This window comes from Pseudomonas sp. MSSRFD41, assembly GCF_014230245.1.
In the GTDB taxonomy this organism is placed as follows: domain Bacteria; phylum Pseudomonadota; class Gammaproteobacteria; order Pseudomonadales; family Pseudomonadaceae; genus Aquipseudomonas; species Aquipseudomonas piscis.
Map to the genome: position 1 here is coordinate 12847 of NZ_JACKZK010000013.1, position 22997 is coordinate 35843.

A 22997-nucleotide genomic window follows, 5' to 3' on the forward strand; every position below is an offset into this window, starting at 1 on the left:
TGAATACAGCGCCGAATGCTTTTCTGGCGCTTGTATAAAACCACCCATCCCCCGGGTGGTGCGTGGCCAGGGGCATGCAATCAACGATATTCAGGATGTGGATTTGAACACAGCGTTAATTGCCACCCGCACCTCGTGCGCGGCCCATCGGATGGCGAGTTTCGGTGACGAAACCAGTGTGGGTAGATCGTGAGCGTTTCTTTGAGTCGTCTCGAGCGCCAGCTCGGTTATTCCTTCAAGGACCAGGAGCTGATGCTCCTGGCCCTCACTCACCGCAGCTTTGCCGGGCGCAACAACGAGCGCCTGGAATTCCTGGGTGATGCGATCCTCAATTTCGTGGCCGGCGAGGCGCTGTTCGAGCGTTTTCCCCAGGCTCGCGAAGGCCAGCTGTCGCGTTTGCGCGCACGCCTGGTCAAAGGCGAGACCCTGGCGGTACTGGCCCGTGGTTTCGACCTGGGTGAATACCTGCGCCTGGGCTCCGGCGAATTGAAGAGCGGTGGTTTTCGTCGCGAGTCGATCCTCGCCGACGCCCTGGAAGCCCTGATCGGTGCGATCTACCTGGACGCCGGCATGGAGACTGCCCGCGACCGAGTGCTGTCCTGGCTGGCCTCGGAATTCGACAGCCTGACCCTGGTGGACACCAACAAGGATCCCAAGACAAGGCTGCAGGAATTCCTCCAGTCCCGGGCCTGTGAACTGCCACGCTACGAAGTGGTGGATATCCAGGGCGAACCCCATTGCCGGACCTTCTTCGTGGAATGCGAAGTCACCCTCTTGAATGAAAAAAGCCGGGGCCAGGGCGTGAGCCGTCGCATTGCCGAACAGGTAGCGGCCGCCGCAGCACTGATTGCCCTGGGCGTGGAGAATGGCCATGACTGATTCAACTGCAACACGCTGTGGCTATGTCGCCATCGTCGGCCGCCCCAACGTGGGCAAGTCGACGCTGCTCAACCACATCCTCGGCCAGAAGCTGGCGATCACCTCGCGCAAGCCGCAGACCACTCGCCACAACATGCTCGGGATCAAGACCGAAGGTGACGTGCAGGCGATCTACGTCGACACCCCCGGCATGCACAAGAGCAACGAGAAGGCGCTGAACCGCTACATGAACAAGACGGCCTCGGCAGCCTTGAAAGACGTGGACGTGGTGATCTTCGTGGTCGACCGCACCAAGTGGACCGACGAGGACCAGCTGGTCCTGGAACGCGTCCAGTTCGTGCAGGGCCCGGTGATCCTGGCCATCAACAAGACCGACCGCATCGAGGACAAGGCCGAGCTGATGCCGCACCTGACCTGGTTGCAGGAGCAGTTGCCCAATGCCGAGATCGTCCCGGTATCGGCCCAGCAGGGGCATAACCTGGATGCCCTGGAAGGCTTGATCGCCAAGCACCTGCCGGAGAACGAGCACTTCTTCCCAGAAGACCAGATCACCGATCGCAGCAGCCGTTTCCTCGCCGCCGAACTGGTACGCGAGAAGATCATGCGCCAGCTGGGCGCCGAGCTGCCGTACCAGATCACCGTGGAAATCGAAGAGTTCAAGCAACAGGGCAAGATCCTGCACATCCATGCCCTGATCCTCGTCGAGCGTGACGGCCAGAAGAAAATCATCATTGGCGACAAGGGTGAGCGGATCAAGCGCATCGGCATGGAAGCGCGCAAGGACATGGAGCTGCTGTTCGACTCCAAGGTCATGCTCAACCTCTGGGTCAAGGTCAAGGGCGGCTGGTCCGACGACGAGCGTGCCCTGCGCTCGCTGGGCTACGGCGACCTCTAAAGCCTCGCGCTGGTGAGTCGGCTCCGGCCGGGAGTCGACTCGCCAACGAACAGTTTCGATCCTCCTTTCGGACCCGGTTCCCTCTCTATTTACTGAGACTCCTCGCAACCATGTCCAGCAACGCCCCTGTCGGCCAACTCGCCTATGTCCTGCATAGCCGTGCCTATCGCGAGAGCAGCGCCCTGGTGGACTTCCTCACGCCCCAGGGGCGCCTGCGGGCGGTATTGCGCAATGCTCGGGGCAAGGCCGGTACCCTGGCGCGACCCTTCGTGCCCCTGGAAGTGGAATTTCGTGGTCGTGGCGAGCTGAAGAATGTCGGGCGCATGGAAGGCGCCGGCGTCGCTGCCTGGCTCAATGGCGAGGCGCTGTTCAGCGGGCTTTACCTGAACGAGTTGCTGATCCGCCTGTTGCCGGCGGAAGATCCCCATCCGGCGGTGTTCGATCACTACGCCGCGACCTTGCTGGCCCTGGCCGCCGGTCGTCCCCTGGAGCCTTTGCTGCGAGCCTTCGAATGGCGCTTGCTGGACGACCTGGGCTACGGCTTCGCCCTGGACCAGGATATCCATGGCGCTCCCATCGCCGCCGACGGTCTGTACCGCCTGCAAGTGGATGCCGGCCTGGAGCAGGTGTTCCTGCTGCAGCCGGGCGTGTTCAACGGCACCGAGCTCCTGGCCATGGCCGAAGCCGACTGGAGCGCGCCCGGCGCCTTGTCGGCGGCCAAGCGCCTGATGCGCCAGGCCCTGGCTGTTCACCTGGGTGGTCGGCCACTGGTCAGTCGCGAGCTGTTTCGCAAGCCCTGAGCCCGCCGCGTGTGCCGGGTCGATGCCAAGGTGCATCGGTAAATGGCAACCAGCCCCGTTCTACCCGTATGCTGTGCGCCGAATCTTCATTTATTCAGGAGCGCTTTCGTGACCACCAGCAATCGCATTCTTCTTGGCGTGAACATCGACCACGTTGCCACCCTGCGCCAGGCCCGGGGCACACGTTATCCCGACCCGGTCAAGGCTGCGCTGGATGCGGAAGAGGCGGGCGCCGACGGCATCACCGTGCACCTGCGTGAAGATCGCCGGCATATCCAGGAGCGTGATGTGCTGCTGCTCAAGGACGTGCTGCAGACCCGCATGAACTTCGAAATGGGCGTCACCGAGGAAATGATGGCCTTCGCCGAGCGCATCCGTCCGGCGCATATCTGCCTGGTGCCGGAAACCCGCCAGGAGCTGACCACCGAGGGTGGCCTGGATGTAGCGGGGCAAGAGGAGCGGATCAAGGCTGCAGTGCAGCGCCTGGCGAAAATCGGCTCCGAGGTCTCGCTGTTCATCGACGCCGACGAGCGCCAGATCGAGGCCGCCAAGCGGGTCGGCGCGCCGGCCATCGAACTGCATACCGGGCGCTACGCCGATGCCCAGACCCCGGCCGAAGTGGCGCAAGAGCTGCAACGCATTGTCGACGGCGTGGCAGTGGGCCTGGCCCAGGGCCTGATCGTCAATGCCGGCCATGGCCTGCATTACCACAACGTCGAGGCCGTGGCGGCGATCAAGGGGATCAACGAACTGAACATCGGCCATGCCCTGGTGGCTCATGCGCTGTTCGTCGGTTTCAAGGGCGCGGTCGCGGAAATGAAGGCGCTGATCCTGGCGGCGGCCAAGGGCTGATCGGCGCTGCGGCAGGCTGCGACAGGGTCTCAAGACCTGGCGCGATCAAGCGATCGCCGCAGCCTGGCTGCTCCACTCCGTGGCTGGCAGCTTCAGAGCGGCGGGTTTTCCTCGGCCGGCTTGGCCTTGTTGACGCCCGGGACGTGCAGGTTGCCTTCGGCGACCTGGTCGCCCTCCAGCTGCGGCTGGGTCACCCAGGTGAGAATGTCGTAGTAGCGACGGATGTTGGCCACGAAGTGCACCGGCTCGCCGCCCCGGGCATAGCCATAGCGGGTCTTGCTGTACCACTGCTTCTGCGACAGGCGCGGCAGCATCTTCTTCACGTCCAGCCACTTGTTCGGATTCAGGCCTTCGCGCTTGGCCAGGGTGCGCGCGTCATCCAGGTGGCCGGTGCCGACGTTGTAGGCGGCAAGGGCGAACCAGGTGCGGTCCGGCTCCTCGATCTTGTCGTCCAGCTGGTCCCTGATGTAGGCCAGGTACTTGGCCCCGCCGCTGATGCTTTGCTTGGGGTCCAGGCGGTTGGCGACGCCCATGGCCTGGGCGGTGTTCTGGGTCAGCATCATCAGGCCGCGCACGCCGGTCTTGGAGGTCACCTCGGCCTGCCACATGGATTCCTGGTAGCCAACGGCGGCCAGCAGGCGCCAGTCCAGCTTTTGCTGCTTGGCCGAGGCCTTGAAGTGCTTTTCGTACTTGGGCAGGCGTTGCTGCAAGTGCTGGGCGAAGGTGTAGGCGCCGACATAACCGAGCACGTCCACATGGCCGTAGTAGCGGTCCTTGAGGCGTTGCAGGGTGCCGTTCTTCTCCACCTTGTCGAGGAAGGCGTTGATCTCGTTGAGCAGGCTGTTGTCGTCGCCGGCGGCCACTGCCCAGCTCTGGCTACGGGCGTCGCCGAGGTCGAAGGCGACCCGCACATTGGGGAAATACACCTGGTTCATCGCCAGTTCGTTGGAGTCCACCAGGGTCAGGTCGATCTGCCCCTCGTCGACCATGCGCAGCAGGTCCACCACTTCCACGGCGTCCGATTCTTCATACGCGATACCGGGATACTTGAGCTTGAGTTCGGCCAGTTGCTCGGCATGACTGCTGCCCTTGAGCACCATGATGTGTCTACCCACCAGGTCCTGGGCGGTGGTGGGGCGGGACTGGCCGTTGCGATAGATGACCTGCGGGGTGACTTCCAGGTACGGGTGGGAGAAGCGCACCTGCTGCTTGCGCTGCTCGCTGCCCACCAGGCCGGCGGCGGCCAGCACCGGGCCCTTGGGCTGGCCCAGCTGGCCGAACAGATCGTCGAGATTGTCGGCGGTCTCGATCTTCAGCTCGACCCCCAGATCGTCGGCGAAGCGTTTCACCAGCTCGTATTCGAAGCCGGTTTCACCATTGCGATCCTGGAAGTAGGTGGCGGGACTGTTCCGGGTGATCACCCGCAGCACGCCATCCTCCTTTACACGCTCCAGGGTGCTGGGTTTTTCAACGCAGGCACCGAGCATCAGGAAGAGTCCGGTAACGATGAGCCACTTGGCGTAGCGCGGACGTAAAGCCATAGGGGAAAACATTGGCGCAGTATACGCAAAGCACAACGGCCGCCATATCTCGACAGCGAAGGGCTTGTCTGCTAGTGGTTGGCGACCTGGACTGGAGCCCAGGTGATTGGGCCTTCGGCGGCCAATGTGACGGTTCAAATAACCCTTGGCGATAACCTCGATAAGCCTTTGTTATAGGGCGCCATGCCCGCGCCGACGCCCGGAAGCGCGGGGGATAGCGTTTCGAGTGCCGATGCTGGCGGTTTACGTTAGAATGCACGGCCTCAAAGCACACCCCCTTCCCGAGGCTGTCCCGAAGATGTTGATCCTGCGCGGCGCTCCTGCCCTTTCTGCCTTTCGCCACAGCAAACTCCTTGAGCAACTGAGCCAGAAAGTACCGGCTGTCAGTGGCTTGTATGCTGAATTCGCTCACTTCGCCGAAGTCACCGGCGTCCTGACCGGCGACGAACAGCAGGTGCTTGCGCGCCTTCTGAAGTACGGCCCCAGCGTTCCGGTACAGGAGCCGAGCGGCCGTCTGTTCCTGGTCCTGCCACGATTCGGCACCATCTCGCCCTGGTCGAGCAAGGCCAGCGACATCGCCCGCAACTGCGGCCTGGCGAAAGTCCAGCGCCTGGAACGGGGTATTGCCTTCTATGTGGCCGGCGAGTTCAGCGAGGCCGATGCCCAGCTGATCGGCGATGCGTTGCACGACCGCATGACCCAGGTCGTGGTGGCCAGCCTGGAGCAGGCCGGCGGCCTGTTCAGCCATGCCGAACCCAAGCCGTTGACCGCAGTGGACATTCTCGGTGGTGGCCGCGCCGCCCTGGAAAAGGCCAACAGCGAGCTGGGCCTGGCCCTGGCCGAAGATGAAATCGACTACTTGATGAAGGCCTTCCAGGGACTGGCACGCAACCCCCACGACATCGAACTGATGATGTTCGCCCAGGCCAACTCCGAGCACTGCCGCCACAAGATCTTCAACGCCAGTTGGGACATCGACGGCCAGGCCCAGGAAAAGAGCCTGTTCGGCATGATCAAGAACACCTACCAGATGCACAACGAAGGTGTGCTCTCGGCCTACAAGGACAATGCCGCGGTGATCGTCGGCTCCGTCGCCGGGCGCTTCTTCCCGAACCCCGAGACCCGCCAGTACGGCGCGGTGCAGGAGCCGGTGCATATCCTGATGAAGGTCGAGACCCACAACCACCCGACCGCCATCGCCCCGTTCCCTGGCGCTTCCACCGGTTCGGGCGGCGAGATCCGCGACGAGGGCGCCACCGGCCGTGGTGCCAAGCCCAAGGCCGGTCTCACCGGTTTCACCGTTTCCAACCTGCAGATCCCCGGCTTCGAACAGCCTTGGGAAGTGCCGTACGGCAAGCCCGAGCGCATCGTCGACGCCCTGGACATCATGATCGAAGGCCCGCTGGGTGGCGCGGCGTTCAACAACGAATTCGGCCGTCCGGCCCTGACCGGCTACTTCCGGACGTTCGAGCAGTCCATCACCACCCCCCGTGGTGAAGAAGTGCGTGGCTACCACAAGCCGATCATGCTGGCGGGTGGCATGGGCAACATCCGTGACGAACACGTGCAGAAGGGCGAGATCACCGTCGGCTCCAAGCTGATCGTCCTCGGCGGCCCGGCGATGCTCATCGGCCTGGGCGGCGGCGCCGCTTCCTCCATGGCCACCGGCACCAGCTCGGCGGACCTGGATTTTGCCTCGGTGCAGCGCGAGAACCCGGAAATGGAGCGCCGTTGCCAGGAGGTCATCGACCGTTGCTGGCAGCTGGGGGACAAGAACCCCATCAGCTTCATCCACGACGTCGGTGCCGGCGGCCTGTCCAATGCCTTCCCCGAGCTGGTCAACGACGGCGGCCGTGGCGGTCGCTTCGAGCTGCGCAACATTCCCAACGACGAGCCGGGCATGGCTCCGCACGAGATCTGGTCCAACGAATCCCAGGAACGTTATGTCCTGGCGGTGGGCGCCGAGGACTTCGAGCGCTTCAAGGCCATCTGCGAGCGCGAGCGCTGCCCGTTCGCGGTGGTCGGCGAAGCCACGGCCGAGCCGCAGTTGACCGTGACCGACAGCCACTTCGGCAACAGCCCGGTGGACATGCCCCTGGAAGTGCTGCTGGGCAAGGCCCCGCGCATGCACCGTTCGGCCGTTCGCGAAGCCGAGCTGGGCGACGATTTCGATCCGAGCACCCTGGATATCGCCGAGAGCATCGAGCGAGTCCTGCACCACCCGGCCGTGGCCAGCAAGAGCTTCCTGATCACCATCGGCGACCGCACCATCACCGGCCTCGTGGCCCGCGACCAGATGGTCGGCCCATGGCAGGTGCCGGTAGCCGACGTAGCGGTCACCGCCACCAGCTTCGACGTCTACACCGGTGAGGCCATGGCCATGGGCGAGCGTACTCCGCTGGCCCTGCTGGATGCCCCGGCGTCCGGACGCATGGCCATCGGCGAGACCCTGACCAACCTCGCGGCCTCGCGCATCGGCAAGATCAGCGATATCAAGCTCTCCGCCAACTGGATGTCCGCTGCCGGCCATCCGGGCGAAGACGCACGCCTGTACGACACCGTCAAGGCTGTCGGCATGGAGCTGTGCCCGGAGCTGGGCATCACCATCCCGGTGGGCAAGGACTCCATGTCCATGGCCACCCGTTGGAGCGAAGAGGGCGTGGACAAGAGCGTCACCGCGCCGCTATCGCTGATCGTCACCGGCTTCGCCCCGGTCACCGACATCCGCCAGACCCTGACCCCGCAACTGCGCATGGACAAGGGCACCACCGACCTGGTCCTGATCGACCTGGGTCGCGGCCAGAACCGCATGGGCGCCTCGATCCTCGCCCAGACCCACGGCAAGATCGGCAAGCAGGCTCCGGACGTCGATGACGCCGAAGACCTGAAGGCCTTCTTCGCGGTGATCCAGGGCCTCAATGCCGACGGTCACCTGCTGGCCTACCATGACCGTTCCGACGGCGGCCTGCTGACCAGCGCCGTGGAAATGGCCTTCGCCGGCCACTGCGGCCTGAACCTGAACCTGGATGCGCTGGCTGCCAGCGCGGCCGATATCCCGGCCATCCTGTTCAACGAGGAATTGGGTGCGCTGATCCAGGTTCGCCAGGACGCCACTCCGAGCGTGCTCGCGCAGTTCAGCGCCGCTGGCCTGGGCGACTGCGTGGCGGTGATCGGCCAGCCGGTCAACAACGGTCACATCAACATCACCTTCAATGGCCAGAACGTGTTCGCCGGCGAGCGCCGCCTGCTGCAGCGCCAGTGGGCCGAGACCAGCTACCAGATCCAGCGCCTGCGCGACAACGCCGACTGCGCCGAGCAGGAGTTCGATGTGGTGCTGGAGGAAGACAACCCGGGCCTGAGCGTCAAGCTGAGCTTCGACGTCAACCAGGACGTCGCCGCGCCTTACATCAAGAAGGGCGTACGGCCCCAGGTGGCGGTCCTGCGCGAGCAGGGCGTCAATGGCCAGGTGGAAATGGCCGCGGCGTTCGACCGCGCCGGCTTCAACGCCATCGACGTGCACATGAGCGATATCCTCGCCGGTCGCGTCGACCTCAACGAGTTCAAGGGCATGGTCGCCTGCGGCGGCTTCTCCTACGGTGACGTACTGGGCGCCGGCGAAGGTTGGGCCAAGTCGGCGCTGTTCAACAGCCGCGCCCGCGATGCGTTCCAGGGCTTCTTCGAGCGCAACGACACCTTCACCCTCGGTGTGTGCAACGGTTGCCAGATGATGTCCAACCTGCACGAGCTGGTCCCGGGCAGCGAGTTCTGGCCGCACTTCGTGCGTAACCGCTCCGAGCAGTTCGAAGGCCGCGTGGCCATGGTCCAGGTGCAGGAGTCGAACTCGATCTTCCTGCAGGGCATGGCTGGTTCGCGGATGCCGATCGCCATCGCCCATGGCGAAGGCCATGCCGAGTTCGAAAGCGAGGAAGCGCTGCTGGAAGCCGACCTGTCCGGTTGCGTGGCCCTGCGCTTCGTCGACAACCACGGCAAGGTCACCGAGCGCTACCCGGCCAACCCCAACGGTTCGCCACGCGGGATCACCGGCCTCACCAGCCGCGACGGTCGCGTCACCATCATGATGCCGCACCCCGAGCGGGTGTTCCGTGCCGTGCAGAACTCCTGGCGTCCTGACGACTGGAACGAAGATGCGGGCTGGATGCGCATGTTCCGCAACGCTCGCGTCTGGGTGAACTGAGGCGATGTACAAGCTCAGCTTCTTCGTGCCTCCCAGCCATGTGGAGCAGGTCAAGAGCGCCGTGTTCGCCGCAGGTGGCGGCCGCATCGGTGCCTACGACCAGTGCGCCTGGCAGGTGCTCGGCCAGGGCCAGTTCCGCCCTTTGGACGGCAGCCAGCCGTTCCTCGGGCAGGCCGGCCGGGTGGAGCGGGTGGAGGAATGGAAAGTCGAGCTGGTGGTGGCCGACGAACTGATCCGCGACGTGGTGATGGCGCTCAAGCAGAGCCATCCCTACGAGACGCCGGCCTACGAGGTCTGGCGTCTGGAAGCGTTCTGAGGTTATCCACAAGTAGAAAGCCCGCTGGACCGGAAACGGCCAGCGGGCTTTTTTATTGGCGTGCGGTTTCGTTCCTCAGGCGCTGGCACTGGCCTCGTGCTGCATCAGCACCTGGAGGGCGGCTTGCAGGCCGGCGGCCTTCTCGCCGATCAACACATGCCAGATGTCGCCTTCCAAGCGCCTTGTGCCCTGGCAGCCGAGGTTGCGTAGCGCCACTTCCGACAAACCACGGCTGTCGCCCAGCTGCACCCGCAGCCGGGTCAGGGCTACGCAGTCCAGTTGCAGCAGGTTGTCGCGACCGCCCAGGGCGGTGAGCCATTGCTGGGCTTCCTGGGTGGGAACCGCGATCGATACCGGGGCCGGCGTCTGCGGCAGCGGTTCGGGAGTGCTGCGCGAGGCCGGCAGGGCCTGGCGGATTTCATCGGCGAGGCTATCGGCGGTCGGGCCGACCACCACTTGCAGGCTGCCGCCCTTGCCGGGGCGTACCACGGCCATGGCGCCCAGGGCCTTGAGGTCGGCGTCGCGAGCCAGGTCGCGGTCGGCCAGTTCCAGGCGCAGGCGGGTGGTGCAGGCGCCCACGGTGATCAGGTTCGCGGCGCCGCCCAGGGCCTTGATGTAGGCCATGGCGCGCTGGTCGCTGGCCAGCTCGCTCTTGTTGGCGGCGGGGATGTCCTCGCGACCCGGGGTCTTGAGGTTGAAGCGGCGAATGCAGAAATCGAACACCAGGTAGTAGATCACCGCATACAGCAGGCCCACCGGTAACACCTTCCAGCCGTTGGTGGAGCGACCCCAGCCCAGGGCCATGTCGATGGCGCCACCGGAGAAGGTGAAGCCCAAGTGGATATCCAGCAGGTTGGTCAGGGCCATGGACATCCCGGTGAGCAGCGCATGCACCAGGTACAGCAGCGGCGCCAGGAACATGAAGGCGAACTCGATGGGTTCGGTGACCCCGGTGAGGAACGAGGTCAGGGCCATGGACAGGAAGATCCCGCCCATCACCTTGCGCCGCTCCGGCAGGGCATTGCGGTACATGGCCAGGCAGGCGGCGGGTAGGCCGAACAGCATCATCGGGAACATCCCGGTCATGAACTGGCCGCCGTTGGGGTCGCCGGCGAAATAGCGGGTCAGGTCGCCGGTGACCACGGCGCCAGTGTTCGGGTCGGTGAAGCTGCCGAAGATGAACCAGGCCATGTTGTTGAGGATGTGGTGCAGGCCAGTGACGATCAGCAGGCGGTTGAACACGCCGAAGACGAAGGCGCCGAAGCTGCCGCTTTCCAGCAGCAGTTGACCGAAGCTGTTGATGCCCTGCTGGATCGGCGGCCAGATCAGGCCGAACACCACCCCCAGGCCCACGGCGGTGAAGCCGGTGACGATGGGCACGAAGCGCCGGCCACCGAAGAACGCCAGGTATTCCGGCAGCTTGATGTCCTTGAAGCGGTTGTACAGCGCGCCGGCCGTCAGCCCGCTGATGATCCCGGCGAGCATGCCCATGTTGATGCTGGCGTCCAGCACCTTGAGGGTCGAGATCATCACCAGGTAACCGATAGCTCCGGCCAGGCCGGCGGTGCCGTTGTTGTCCTTGGCGAAACCCACGGCGATACCGATGGCGAAGATCAACGCCAGGTTGCCGAAGATCGACTGGCCGGCATCGTGGATGATGGCGATGTCCAGCAGGTCGGTGTCGCCCAGGCGCAGCAACAGGCCGGCGATGGGCAGGATGGCGATGGGCAGCATCAGCGCCCGGCCGAGGCGCTGCAGGCCCTCGATGAAATACTGGTACATGGCGTCTCTCCTGGATTCTTATGGTTGTTGTAGAGGCCAATGCTCGGCGCAGGCCTGGCGGACTGCGGCGGCGCCGGGCAGGTCGAGCAGGGTCTGGCTCAGATGACGGCATTGGCCGGCATCCAGCTGGCGGACCCGGTCCTTGAGTTCGCCGACCTGGGGCGGGCTGACCGACAGTTCGCCAACGCCCAGGCCGATCAGCACCGGGGTGGCCAGCGGGTCGGAGGCCAGGGCGCCGCAAACCCCGACCCAGCGGCCATGGCGCCTGGCGCCGGCGCAGGTCTGGGCGATCAGCCGCAGCAGCGCCGGATGCAGGGCGTCGACCCGGGCGGCCAGCCCGGCATGGTCGCGGTCCATGGCCAGGGTGTACTGGGACAGGTCATTGGTGCCGATGGACAGGAAATCGGCATGCTCGGCCAGTTGCTCGGCCATCAAGGCCGCCGCCGGGACTTCGATCATCACCCCCAGTTCAGGACGCTGGGCGACCCCCAGTTCGCTGGCCAGGACATCCAGGCGCTGGCGGATATACAGCAGTTCGGCCACCTCGGTGACCATCGGCAGCATGATCCGGCAACGCTCCAGCGGCGCCACCTGGAGCAGGGCGCGCAGTTGCTGGTCCAGCAGTTCGGGGCGGGCCTGGGCCAGGCGGATGCCGCGCAGGCCCAGCACCGGGTTGGCCTCGGCCGGCAGCGGCAGGTAGTCCAGTTGCTTGTCGCCGCCGACATCGATGGTGCGGATGATCACCGGTTTGTCGCCCATGGCATCCAGCACGTCCTGATAGGCCTGGCGCTGTTCCGCCTGGTCCGGTGCGTGCTGGCGGTCGACGAACAGGAACTCGGTGCGCAGCAGGCCGATGCCGTCGGCACCGCCCAGGTGGGCGTCCCGGGCCTCGTCGCTGGAGGCCACGTTGGCCGCCACCTCGATCAGCAGGCCGTCCCGGGTCAGGGCCGGCTCCGTGGCCTGTTGTTGCTGCAAGGCGCGGCGCTGCAAGCGAGCCCCATAGGCCGCTTGTACCTGCTGCAGGCGTTGTGGATCGGGTGCCAGCTCCAGGCGCCCGCCGTCGGCATCCAGCACCACCTGGCGACCACTGTCCAGGTGCAGGACTTCCTGGCCCAGGGCCACCAGGCACGGCAAGCCCTTGCCCCGGGCCAGGATCGCCACGTGGGAGGTCGCGCCGCCGGCGGCCATGCACAGGCCAGCCACGCCCTGGGCGCTCAATTGCAGCAGGTCCGAGGGGGTCAGCTCTTCGGCGGCGACCAGGGCCCCGGGCGGCAGGTCGTAGTGCCAGGTTTCACCCAGCAAGGCCCGCAGCACCCGCTGTTGCAGGTCGCGCAGGTCGTTGGCGCGCTCAGCCAGCAAGGGATTGTCCAGGTGTTGCAATACCTGGCACTGCTCGGCGATCGCCGCGCTCCAGGCATGGGTGGCGGCCCGGCCCTGGCCGATGGCGGCGTGGGCGGCGTCCAGCAGGGTCGGGTCTTCCAGCAGGGCCAGGTGGGCGTTGAAAATGTCCTGTTCTTCCTGGTTGCGGCGCTGGCGGGCCTGGTCCAGGGTCTGGTGGATGTCGGCGCGGACCTGGTCCAGGGCTTTCTCCAAGGCCTGGCGCTGTTCATTGGGCTGGTGCTGGCCAAGGTCCTCCGGCAATTGCATGGCCTCAAGCCGCAGCAGTGGGCCGGCGATCAGCCCTGGCGCGGCACAGACCCCATGCAATACGCCGTCTTCGGCGGGGCGCCGGATGCTGGGCGCGACCACGGCGGGCGCCGGGTGGGCGTCGCTCTCCAGCGCCGTGCCCAGGGTCTTGAGCAGTGCTTGCAAGGCGGCCTGGCAATCGGCGCCCTGGCAACTGACCAGCACTTCATCCTGTTCGCCGATACCCAGGCCCATCAGGGCCACCAGGCTGGTGCAGGGGGCGCTCTTGTCCTTGAAACTCAAGCGCGCTTGGCTGGCGAAGCCGGCGGCGCATTGGCGGACCAGGGCCGCGGGGCGCGCATGCAGGCCGCCGCGATGGGCTACCCGGACCCGGGCGCTGGCCTGTTCCGCCGAGCCCGGGACGGCGGATGAGGATGCTGGGGCCTGGCTGCGTCGAGTGATATGCAACAGTGGTTCGCCGATCTTCACGGCGCCCAGGCTCAGCGGACGCTGCTCGAAATCCTCGCTATTGGTCAGGATCAGCAGGCTGATCAGGCTCCGGCAATGCTGCGCGACATAGTCCAGGTCGAAGCGCAGCAGAGGCTGGCCGGCGCTGACGCGCTGGCCTTCCCGGACCAGCAGCTCGAAGCCTTTACCCTTGAGCTCGACGGTATCCAGGCCCAGGTGCAGCAGCACTTCGGCGCCGTTGTCGGCGCGCAGGGTCACGGCGTGGCCGGTGCGTGCGACCTGGATCACCTGGCCGGCGCAGGGGGCGTGCAGGGTGTCGTTGAGCGGATCGATGGCGATCCCGTCGCCCATGGCGCCGGTGGCGAACACCGGGTCGGGAACCTTGCGTAGCGGCAAGACGGGCCCGCTTAGCGGGGCACCGAGCGTCAGGTCGTTATTGTTGTTGTGCATGGCGCGGTACTCATCCATCAGGGGGCTTAGTGCGTACGGGTCACTTTGCTCAGGTGCCGTGGCTGGTCGGGGTCCATGCGGCGGGCCTCGGCCAGGCCGGCGGCCATGACGTAGAAGCTCTGGATCGCCAGGACCGGGTCCAGCGCCGGGTGTTCGGCCAGGCACAAGGGCAGGTCCCGCTCCTGGATATCGTCGGGGGCGGCCAGCAGTACCTTGGCGCCACGCTGGCGCATGTCGGCTGCCAGGCTCAGCAGGCCGCCCTGTTCTGCGCCCCGTGGAGCGAATACCAACAGGGGGTAGTCGTGCTCGATCAGGGCCATCGGGCCATGGCGCACCTCGGCGCTGCTGAAGGCTTCGGCCTGGATCGCCGAGGTTTCCTTGAGCTTGAGCGCGGCTTCCTGGGCGATGGCGAAGCCCGCGCCACGGCCGATCACCATCAAGCGCTGGCAATTGCGCAGGGCTTCGATGGCCGGGCTCCAATCCTCGGTGGCGGCTTGCTCGAGCCCCTCGGACAGGGCCAGGCCGGCTTCGAGCAGGTGCGCGTCCTCGTTCCAGTGGCCGATCAGCCGCGCGCTGGCGCTGAGGGTAGCGATGAAGCTCTTGGTGGCGGCCACGCTCTGCTCGGGCCCGGCGTACAGCGGCAGGGAAAACTCACTGGCCGCTTCCAGCGGGCTGTTCGGGGCGTTGACCAGGCCGACAGTGAGGGCGCCGCGCTTGCGCAGCAGGCGCACGCTGTTCACCAGGTCCGGGCTCTGGCCCGACTGCGAAAAGGCGAAGACCGCCTGGCCGCTGACCTTTAGTGGCGCTTGTTGCATGGTCACCACCGACATCGGCAGGGAAGCCACCGGGATGCCCACATGCTGCATGGTCAGGTAGGCGAAGTAGCTGGCGGCATGGTCGGAGCTGCCCCGGGCCACTGTCATTGCCACTTGCGGCGGTTGGCGTCGCAGGCGACCGGCCACCTCCATCAGCGCCGGCTCCAGGTGCTGCAACTGGTTGCTCACGGCGGTGTGCGAGGACAGCGCCTCTTCAAGCATCTTGGAAGTCAAGCTCTTCTCCTTCGACCGTGACGGCGGTCAGGTTGAGTGCGCGGTCCAGGCGCACGCTGTCGGCCCAGCTGCCAGGTTGCAGGCGGCCGCGTTCGGGGAGGCCGAGGTAGTCGGCGGGAAACTGCGACAGGCGCTGCGAGGCTTCGGCCAGGGGCAGGCCGATCTTCACCAGGTTGCGCAGGGCCTGGTCCATGGTCAGGGTACTGCCGGCCAGGGTGCCGTCCGGCAGGCGCACGCCGCCCAGGCACTTGGTCACGGTGTGGCTGCCCAGCTTGTACTCGCCGTCGGGCATGCCGGCGGCGGCGGTGGAGTCGGTGACGCAGTACAGGCACGGGATAGAGCGCAGGGCCACGCGCATCGCCCCGGGGTGCACGTGCAAGAGGTCGGGGATCAGCTCGGCGTACTGGGCATGGGCCAGGGCCGCGCCGACGATGCCCGGCTCACGGTGATGCAGCGGGCTCATGGCGTTGTACAGGTGGGTGAAGCTGGTGGCGCCGGCGGCCATGGCGGCCACGCCCTCTTCATAGCTGCCCAGGGTATGGCCGATCTGCATGCGGATCCCGCGTTCGCTCAAGGCCCGGATCAGTGCGTTGTGGCCGGCGATCTCCGGGGCGATGGTGATCACCCGGATCGGCGCCAGTTCCAGGTATTGCTCGATTTCCTCCAGTAACGCGGTATGGGCGAAGTTGGGCTGGGCGCCGAGCTTGCCGGGGTTGATATAGGGGCCTTCCAGGTGCACGCCCAGGACCCGGGCGGAGCCGGCGGGGCGCTGCCGGGCGTAATGGCCCAGTTGCCCCAGTACCTGGCGGATTTCCGCGCTGGGCGCGGTCATGGTGGTGGCCAGCAGCGAGGTGGTGCCGAAGCGCAGGTGGGTGCGGGCGATGGTCTCGAAGGCCGCGCTGCCCTGCATGATGTCCTTGCCGCCGCCACCGTGTACATGCAGGTCGATGAAGCCGGGCAGCAGGTAGGGCAGGTCGTTGTCGGCCGGGTCGCAGGGGCTGCCATCGATGGCGGTCACCTGGCCTTGGCGATGGACCAGGTGGCCGCGGATCCAGCCCTGGGGCGTGAGTATGTTGGCTTCGGACATGGGCGTTTCTCGGCCTCCTGAAATCGGGCTCAGCGTCGCAATTCAGCGACGAAGTCGTAGTAGTCGTTGCGGCAGTAGGTGTCGGTGACTTCGATCGGCGTGTTGTCTTCCAGGTAGCCGACCCGGGTCATCAGCAGCATGGCGGTGCCGGGGGCGATGCCCACCAGGGCGGCGAACTCGTCCGAGGCGTTGATCGCCTGGATGTGCTGCAGCGCCCGCACCACGGGTCGGCCGATACCGTCGAGGTACTCGTACAGCGAGTCGCCCACCGCTTCGGGGCGGGCGATGATGCGCGCCGGCAGGGTGCTCATCTCGATCGCCATCACCACATCGTCGGCTTTGCGCAGGCGCTTGAGGCGCGCCACCTTGTCGTTGGGCGACAGGCCGAGGCGGATCAGTTCTTCGTGGGTGGGCGGGGTGAGGGTACGTTCCAGCCATTGGGAGCCGGGCACGAAGCCCTTGAGGCGCAGCATCTCGCTGAAGCCGGAGAGCCGCGACAGCGGTTGTTCCAGGCGTGGCGTGATGAAGGTCCCGGAGCCTTGGTTGCGGCGGATCAGGCCCTGCTCGAAAAGCACTTCCAGGGCCTTGCGCGCGGTCACCCGGGAAATGCCCAGCAGCTCGCTGAGGTTGCGCTCGGAGGGCAGCGCCTGCTCGGCTTTCCACTGGCCGGCATGGATCGCCGCTTCCAGGTTGCGGGCCAGTTGCAGGTACAGCGGGGTGGGCTGGGTGTCGTCCGGGCGCAGGTTGAGGAGGTGGTTCATGGTCGGTTTCCGATGCGGTTATAGGTTGTTGTCGCCCGGTAGTGCCGAAAAACTAATACCACTTAAATACCATGTCAACGCCACTGGTCCGCAGTAGGCGCGCCAGCATGGGCGCTATCGGGCTGCTGGCGAGGATAAAGGATTGAAGTGGTATTAGGCAGGTCTGGCAGCGAGGGCCAGAAGCCTGGGGGCGACCCGTGGCGGATCGCGAAGTGGTATGGGCAGGCGGGTTTTGCGGGGCGGGGAAAATATTTTTTGCAGGAGGGGGGGATTAAGGGCGGATCTCGATCATGGTGCCGTCCTTGACCAGGCCCCAGACCTCACGCATGTCGACGTTGCGCATGGCGATGCAGCCGTCGGTCCAGTCCAGGGTATGGAAGTACTGCTCGGGGAATTCCTCGGTGTCCGGGGTGCCGTGGATCATGATCATGCCGCCGGGGTCAACGCCTTCGCGCCGGGAGCGGGCGGCGTCGCTGATGTTCGGATAGGAGATGTGCATGGCCAGGTAGTAACGGTCGCTGGTCTTGCGCCAGTCGAGCCAGTACAGGCCCTCGGGCGTGCGCTTGTCGCCTTCCATGAGCTTGGGCCCCTTGGGTTTCTTGCCCAGGGAGATGCGATAGGTCTTCAGCGGTTTGCCGTCATTGATCAACTGCAGTTGATGGGCGGACTTGAGTACCAGGACTTTCTCGATGACCTTGCCGTCGAGGGTTTCCACCGTGGAGGCCTGGGAAACAGCGACAAAGGAACAGCACAGCAGGGCAAGCAACCAGCGCATTAACACGATATCCCCAGGCGCGCACGGGGTCCCGTGCACGATCATTGTTTAACTGATGGCAGACTGAGCGAGTGGCGGGATGGACTCGGTGCGTACTTGGAAAGCACCTGCCCGCCGGTCAGCGAAGAAGCATTCTAAGGTACGGCCGACGGTGCGGAAAGCCAGCTCGGACCAAGGGATGTCGGTTTCATCGAACAAGCGCACTTCAAGGCTCTCGGGGCCGGCGGCAAAATCCAGGTCGGCCAGCTCTGCGCGAAAGAACACATGCACCTGGCTGATATGCGGGACGTCGATCAGGGTATAGAAGCTCAAGTCGCGCACACGGGCGCAGGCTTCTTCGAAGGTTTCGCGGATCGCCCCCTGTTCCACGGTCTCGCCGTTCTCCATGAAACCGGCCGGCAGGGTCCAGTAGCCCAGGCGTGGCTCGATGGCCCGGCGGCATAACATGACCTTGCCTTCCCAGGTGGCCAGGCAGCCGGCGACGATGTTGGGGTTCTGGTAGTGGATGGTCTGGCAGTGATCGCAGACAAAGCGCAGGCGCGAGTCGCCTTCGGGAATGCGCTGGGTCACCGGGTTGCCGCACTGGCTGCAAAATTTCATGGGGGCTGTCCGGAAAAGGCTGCGGCTATCTTGGCGCGGGCGGCCCGTTGTCGGCAAGTTATCCTTGAGCGACATGCCCGGGGAACGGGGGTTGGGCGGCTGCCGGGATTGGTGCATGATGCACGGTAGCCAACAGATCGAGATACCCCATGCTGGACGAGCTACTTCATCGGGTAAGCCACTACACGCCGCGTACATTGGAGACTGATCGACGTTTTCCCGAGGCCGCCGTGCTGGTGCCCATCACCCGCAGCGATGAGCCGGAGCTGGTGCTGACCCTGCGCGCCAGCGGGCTTTCGACCCATGGCGGCGAGGTGGCGTTTCCCGGCGGGCGACGCGATCCGGAGGACCCGGACCTGGTGTTCACCGCCCTGCGCGAAGCAGAGGAAGAGATCGGCCTGCCGCCTGGGCTGGTGGAAGTCATTGGTCCCCTGAGCCCGTTGATCTCCAAGCATGGACTGAAGGTCACGCCCTACGTCGGGGTGATTCCCGACTTCGTCGAGTATCGCGCCAACGACGCCGAGATCGCCGCGGTGTTCAACGTCCCCCTGGAGTTCTTTCGCCAGGACCCCAGGGAGCATACCCACCGCATCGATTACCAGGGGCGCAGCTGGTACGTTCCCAGCTATCGTTTCGGCGAGTTCAAGATCTGGGGCCTGACCGCGATCATGATCGTCGAGCTGGTCAACCTGTTGTATGACGCCGGGATCAGCCTGCGCCACCCACCGAAGAATTCCGTCACCCTCTGAAGCCATCGCACGTATGGCACTCACCCACGGCTGCCTGAGCCATGAGGACAACAAGATGAAATACCGCCTGGGCGATGCCCGAGTCGAAACCCATCCACAGAGCTGGGTCGCCCCGAATGCCACGCTGGTGGGCAAGGTCAAGCTGGAGGAGGGCGCCAGCGTGTGGTTCAACGCCGTGCTGCGCGGCGACAACGAACTGATCCTGATCGGCAGGCACAGTAACGTCCAGGACGGCACCGTGATGCATACCGACATGGGGTATCCACTGACCATCGGCACCGGGGTGACCATTGGCCACAACGCCATGCTGCATGGCTGCACCGTGGGCGACTACAGCCTGATCGGCATCAACGCGGTGATCCTCAACGGCGCGAAGATCGGCAAGAACTGCATCATCGGCGCCAACTCGCTGATCGGCGAAGGCAAGGAGATTCCCGATGGTTCGCTGGTCATGGGCTCGCCGGGCAAAGTGGTGCGTGAGCTCACCGAGCCGCAGAAGAAGATGCTCGAGGCCAGTGCCGCCCATTATGTGCACAACGCCCAGCGCTATGCCCGGGACCTGGCCGAGCAGGAGCCATGAGCCTTGCGGAGAAACCCGTGGCCTCGCCTTGCGTGAGCATCTGCGCCCTGGACGAACGGGATATCTGCACCGGTTGCCAGCGCACGGTGGACGAGATCACCCGTTGGGGACGCATGGACAATGCCGAGCGGCGCGCGGTATTGATCCTGTGCCATGAGCGGGCCAGGGACAGTGGGCTGCTGTGGCTGACGGGTTCGGCGGGCGGCAGCTGATTCGTTGCTGCTGTCTTGTCGGGGAATCGAGGACTTTCCTGGCCCGATTCCCACGGCGTAATCTGTACGTCTTCCCGACAGGTACTCTTCGCCTCCATGTTCTTCCTGATCGCCTATATCAGCAGTGTCGTGCTGACCAACTACGCCTTTTCCGTCGCTCCGCACCTGGACATCATCTGGTCGGCCTGGGGCGGGTTGCTGTTCGTCCTGCGCGACATGGTGCAGACTCGCTTCGGCCATGGCGCCATCGTCGCCATGCTGGCGGCCCTGGCGTTGTCCTACCTGACCTCCGACCCGGCTATCGCCCTGGCCAGTGCCACTGCCTTCGCGGTCTCGGAGAGCATCGATTGGCTGGTGTTCAGCATTACCAAGCGTCCGCTGCACGATCGGCTGTGGATCAGCTCGGCGCTGAGCATCCCCCTGGATACCTTCATTTTCTTCGGCATGATCGACGCGCTGACTCCAGGGGTGATACTCACTGCCCTGGGTTCGAAGTTCGCCGGGGTCACGGTGGTGTGGCTGGCCATGGCTTGGCGTTTGCGCAAAGCGGCGTGCGCCGGCTGAGCCAAAGGCCATGGTTCATGTAAAATGCCGCGCTTTCCCGGGTCGCCAGCCTGGCGCTCGGCCTTCGATGATCCGCTTCCTTGAGGACCTTCAGATGACTCGTATCGGAACTCCACTGTCGCCAACCGCGACCCGCGTCTTGCTTTGTGGCTGTGGTGAGTTGGGCAAGGAGGTGGTGATCGAGCTGCAACGCCTGGGCGTCGAAGTGATCGCCGTGGACCGCTATGCCAACGCTCCGGCGATGCAGGTGGCCCATCGCAGCCACGTGATCAACATGCTCGACGGCGCAGACCTGCGCGCCGTGATCGAGGCGGAAAAACCGCACTTCATCGTGCCGGAAATCGAGGCCATCGCCACGGCGACCCTGGTGGAGCTGGAAGCCGAAGGCTTCACCGTGATCCCGACCGCCCGGGCCACCCAGCTGACCATGAACCGCGAAGGTATCCGGCGCCTGGCCGCCGAAGAGCTGGACCTGCCGACCTCGCCATACCACTTCGCCGATACCTTCGAGGACTACAGCAAGGCCGTGCAGGACCTGGGCTTCCCCTGTGTGGTCAAGCCGGTGATGAGCTCCTCGGGCAAGGGCCAGAGCCTGCTGCGCAGCGCCGACGACGTGCAGAAGGCCTGGGACTATGCCCAGGAAGGCGGCCGGACAGGCAAGGGGCGGGTGATCATCGAGGGTTTCATCGACTTCGACTACGAAATCACCCTGCTGACCGTGCGCCATGCCGGCGGCACCACTTTCTGCGCGCCCGTGGGCCATCGCCAGGAGAAGGGCGACTACCAGGAATCCTGGCAGCCCCAGGCCATGAGCCCGAAGGCCCTGGCCGAGTCCGAGCGGGTCGCCAAGGCGGTGACCGAGGCCCTGGGCGGGCGTGGCTTGTTCGGTGTGGAACTGTTCATCAAGGGCGACCAGGTGTGGTTCAGCGAAGTCTCGCCACGGCCCCACGACACTGGCCTGGTGACCCTGATCTCCCAGGACCTGTCGCAGTTCGCCCTGCATGCGCGGGCGATCCTCGGCCTGCCGATCCCGTTGGTTCGCCAGTTCGGTCCTTCGGCCTCGGCGGTGATCCTGGTGGAGGGCAAGTCCACCCAGACCGCCTTCGCCAACCTGGGGGCGGCCTTGAGCGAGCCGGATACCGCGCTGCGCCTGTTCGGCAAGCCGGAAGTCAACGGCCAGCGGCGCATGGGCGTGGCTCTGGCCCGTGATGAGTCCATCGAGGCCGCCCGCGCCAAGGCGACCCGCGCCTCCCAGGCAGTCGTTGTGGAACTGTAAAAGAACATCGCGGGCAAGTCGGATCGCCGCCCGCTCGCTCCTACAGGTCGGTGCAACCTGTGTAGGAGCGAGGCTTGCCCGCGATGACGTCCTGTCAGGCGACCCGATTCAGGTCGTTGTTACGCGTTTCCTTCAGGCACAACACCGCGATCAGGCTCAGGATCGCCGCCCCCGAGACATATCCACCGACCCAGCTCAAGCCGCCCATCGCCACCAGTTTCTGGGCGAAGAACGGGGCCGCCGAGGCGCCGACGATTCCTCCCAGGTTGTAAGCCGCCGAAGCGCCGGTGTAGCGCACGTGGGTGGGAAACAGTTCCGGCAGCAGGGCGCCCATGGGTGCGAAGGTCACCCCCATCAAGAACAGCTCGATGCACAGGAACAATGCCACCCCGGCGGTGGAGCCCTGGGTCAGTAGCGGTTCCATGGTGAAGTCCGAGAGAATCGCCAGGATGCCGCCGACGACCAGCACAGGCTTGCGCCCGAAGCGATCGCTGGCCCAGGCCGCCAGGGGCGTGGCGGCAGCCATGAACAGCACGGCGAAGCACAGCAGGCCAAGGAAGGTCTCCCGGCTGTAGCCCAGGGTCGATACGCCGTAGCTCAGGGAAAATACCGTGGAGATGTAGAACAGCGCGTAGCACACCACCATGGCGGCGGCGCCCAGCAGCACCGGCAGCCAGTATTGGCTGAAGAGCTCGATCAGCGGCAGCTTCACCCGTTCGTGGCGGGCCACGGCGTTGGCGAAGATCGGGGTTTCATGCAGCTTCAGGCGTACATAGAGCCCGACCATGACCAGCGCCGCGCTGAGCAGGAACGGAATGCGCCAGCCCCAGGCCCGGAACTGCTGGTCGTCCAGGCCCATGGCCAGGCCGAGAAACAGGCCGTTGGCGGCGAGAAAACCGATGGAGGGCCCCAGTTGCGGGAACATGCCGAACCAGGCGCGCTTGCCTGGCGGAGCGTTCTCGGTGGCCAGCAGTGCCGCGCCGCCCCATTCGCCACCCAGGCCCAGGCCCTGACCGAAGCGCAGCAGGCACAGCAGGATCGGGGCCCAGGCGCCGATGCTGTCGTAGCCTGGCAGCACGCCGATCAGGGTGGTGCAGATGCCCATCAGCAGCAGCGAGGCCACCAGGGTCGACTTGCGCCCGATCCGGTCGCCGAAGTGGCCGAACAGCGCCGAGCCCAGGGGGCGGGCCAGGAACGCGATGCCGAAGGTCAGGAATGCCGAGAGCATCTGGGCCGTGCCGGAGCTCTGGGGAAAGAACACCGGGCCGATCACCAGGGCGGCGGCGGTGGCGTAGACATAGAAATCGTAGAACTCGATGGCGGTGCCGATGAAGCTGGCCGTGGCCACCCGGCTGGCGGAGTTACCGGGGTGGTCGGTGGCGCCGGTGCTGTAGGTCGTGCTGGTCGTCATACGGTTATCCCTGACAGTCATTGCTCCAGTGGAGCGAATTATTATGGTCGAGCACCCAGGGATGTGGGCTTGGTGCGGGCGTGGCTCGGGATGGGAGCGACGTCGAACGGACGCGGTGGTTGCGGGCAG

General features: G+C 65.5%; 20 protein-coding genes. 11 read left to right on the forward strand and 9 right to left on the reverse strand.

Annotated features, from left to right (window positions below; translation table 11 throughout):
• Positions 1–189 precede the first annotated feature (189 nt).
• The 4 genes from rnc (at position 190) to pdxJ (ending at position 3426) form a co-directional block, all read left to right on the forward strand.
• Positions 190–879, forward strand: coding sequence for a ribonuclease III (gene rnc, locus H7A76_RS19375; RefSeq protein ID WP_031320944.1), 690 nt, complete (start codon positions 190–192; stop codon positions 877–879).
• Entirely contained in the window at positions 872–1774 is a 903-nt protein-coding gene (gene era / locus H7A76_RS19380) for a GTPase Era (protein WP_185699987.1), read from the forward strand. The genes rnc and era overlap by 8 nt, the downstream gene beginning before the upstream one ends.
• A 110-nt stretch (positions 1775–1884) precedes the next feature.
• Positions 1885–2574, forward strand: a complete 690-nt coding sequence (recO, locus tag H7A76_RS19385; RefSeq protein ID WP_185699988.1) for a DNA repair protein RecO — start codon at positions 1885–1887, stop codon at positions 2572–2574.
• A 108-nt stretch (positions 2575–2682) separates the two neighbouring features.
• Entirely contained in the window at positions 2683–3426 is a 744-nt protein-coding gene (gene pdxJ, locus H7A76_RS19390; protein ID WP_185699989.1) for a pyridoxine 5'-phosphate synthase, read from the forward strand.
• A gap of 92 nt (positions 3427–3518) precedes the next feature.
• Here the strand turns inward: pdxJ and mltF are convergent, their stop codons facing one another.
• Positions 3519–4979, reverse strand: a complete 1461-nt coding sequence (gene mltF / locus H7A76_RS19395; protein WP_185699990.1) for a membrane-bound lytic murein transglycosylase MltF — start codon at positions 4977–4979, stop codon at positions 3519–3521.
• A gap of 286 nt (positions 4980–5265) precedes the next feature.
• Between mltF and purL the strand changes: the two genes are divergently transcribed.
• Both purL and H7A76_RS19405 read left to right on the forward strand, forming a co-directional pair.
• Complete coding sequence (gene purL, locus H7A76_RS19400; RefSeq protein WP_185699991.1) at positions 5266–9162, forward strand: phosphoribosylformylglycinamidine synthase; 3897 nt, start codon at positions 5266–5268, stop codon at positions 9160–9162.
• Positions 9163–9166: 4 nt separating this feature from the next.
• Entirely contained in the window at positions 9167–9478 is a 312-nt protein-coding gene (locus tag H7A76_RS19405; protein WP_185699992.1) for a YqfO family protein, read from the forward strand.
• Positions 9479–9553: 75 nt separating this feature from the next.
• Here the strand turns inward: H7A76_RS19405 and nagE are convergent, their stop codons facing one another.
• The 7 genes from nagE to H7A76_RS19440 all read right to left on the reverse strand — a co-directional run bounded on the left by nagE (position 9554) and on the right by H7A76_RS19440 (position 18076).
• Positions 9554–11260, reverse strand: a complete 1707-nt coding sequence (nagE, locus tag H7A76_RS19410) for an N-acetylglucosamine-specific PTS transporter subunit IIBC (protein WP_185699993.1) — start codon at positions 11258–11260, stop codon at positions 9554–9556.
• Positions 11261–11278: 18 nt separating this feature from the next.
• Positions 11279–13804 carry a phosphoenolpyruvate--protein phosphotransferase gene (gene ptsP / locus H7A76_RS19415; RefSeq protein ID WP_185699994.1) on the reverse strand — a complete coding sequence of 842 codons (2526 nt, stop codon included), beginning with the start codon at positions 13802–13804 and terminating at the stop codon, positions 11279–11281.
• 26 nt (positions 13805–13830) lie between these two features.
• The gene (locus H7A76_RS19420; protein WP_185699995.1) at positions 13831–14853 is read right to left on the reverse strand and encodes an SIS domain-containing protein; all 1023 of its coding nucleotides are present in this window, start codon (positions 14851–14853) and stop codon (positions 13831–13833) included.
• A complete protein-coding gene (gene nagA / locus H7A76_RS19425) occupies positions 14834–15940 on the reverse strand; it encodes an N-acetylglucosamine-6-phosphate deacetylase (RefSeq protein WP_185699996.1) in 1107 nt (368 codons plus the stop codon). The genes H7A76_RS19420 and nagA overlap by 20 nt, the downstream gene beginning before the upstream one ends.
• A 29-nt stretch (positions 15941–15969) precedes the next feature.
• A complete protein-coding gene (locus H7A76_RS19430) occupies positions 15970–16701 on the reverse strand; it encodes a GntR family transcriptional regulator (RefSeq protein ID WP_022642483.1) in 732 nt (243 codons plus the stop codon).
• A gap of 271 nt (positions 16702–16972) precedes the next feature.
• Positions 16973–17476 carry a murein L,D-transpeptidase family protein gene (locus H7A76_RS19435; protein ID WP_185699997.1) on the reverse strand — a complete coding sequence of 168 codons (504 nt, stop codon included), beginning with the start codon at positions 17474–17476 and terminating at the stop codon, positions 16973–16975.
• A 48-nt stretch (positions 17477–17524) separates the two neighbouring features.
• Entirely contained in the window at positions 17525–18076 is a 552-nt protein-coding gene (locus H7A76_RS19440) for an NUDIX hydrolase (protein ID WP_185699998.1), read from the reverse strand.
• A gap of 149 nt (positions 18077–18225) precedes the next feature.
• Here H7A76_RS19440 and H7A76_RS19445 point away from each other — a divergent pair, with 149 nt between their 5' ends.
• From H7A76_RS19445 to purT, 5 genes are all read left to right on the forward strand, one after another.
• Entirely contained in the window at positions 18226–18825 is a 600-nt protein-coding gene (locus H7A76_RS19445; protein ID WP_185699999.1) for a CoA pyrophosphatase, read from the forward strand.
• A gap of 55 nt (positions 18826–18880) precedes the next feature.
• Positions 18881–19405 carry a gamma carbonic anhydrase family protein gene (locus H7A76_RS19450; RefSeq protein WP_031320949.1) on the forward strand — a complete coding sequence of 175 codons (525 nt, stop codon included), beginning with the start codon at positions 18881–18883 and terminating at the stop codon, positions 19403–19405.
• Positions 19402–19617: a DUF1289 domain-containing protein gene (locus H7A76_RS19455; protein WP_185700000.1), complete on the forward strand. Its 216-nt coding sequence runs from the start codon at positions 19402–19404 to the stop codon at positions 19615–19617. Before H7A76_RS19450 ends, H7A76_RS19455 begins: the two co-directional genes overlap by 4 nt.
• 96 nt (positions 19618–19713) lie before the next feature.
• Positions 19714–20181, forward strand: a complete 468-nt coding sequence (locus H7A76_RS19460) for a preQ0 transporter (RefSeq protein WP_022642489.1) — start codon at positions 19714–19716, stop codon at positions 20179–20181.
• 94 nt (positions 20182–20275) lie between these two features.
• The gene (purT, locus tag H7A76_RS19465; protein WP_185700001.1) at positions 20276–21457 is read left to right on the forward strand and encodes a formate-dependent phosphoribosylglycinamide formyltransferase; all 1182 of its coding nucleotides are present in this window, start codon (positions 20276–20278) and stop codon (positions 21455–21457) included.
• A 94-nt stretch (positions 21458–21551) separates the two neighbouring features.
• On the opposite strand, the gene H7A76_RS19470 is transcribed toward purT, so the two are convergent.
• Positions 21552–22868, reverse strand: a complete 1317-nt coding sequence (locus tag H7A76_RS19470) for an MFS transporter (protein ID WP_185700002.1) — start codon at positions 22866–22868, stop codon at positions 21552–21554.
• Between the last annotated feature and the right edge of the window lie 129 nt (positions 22869–22997).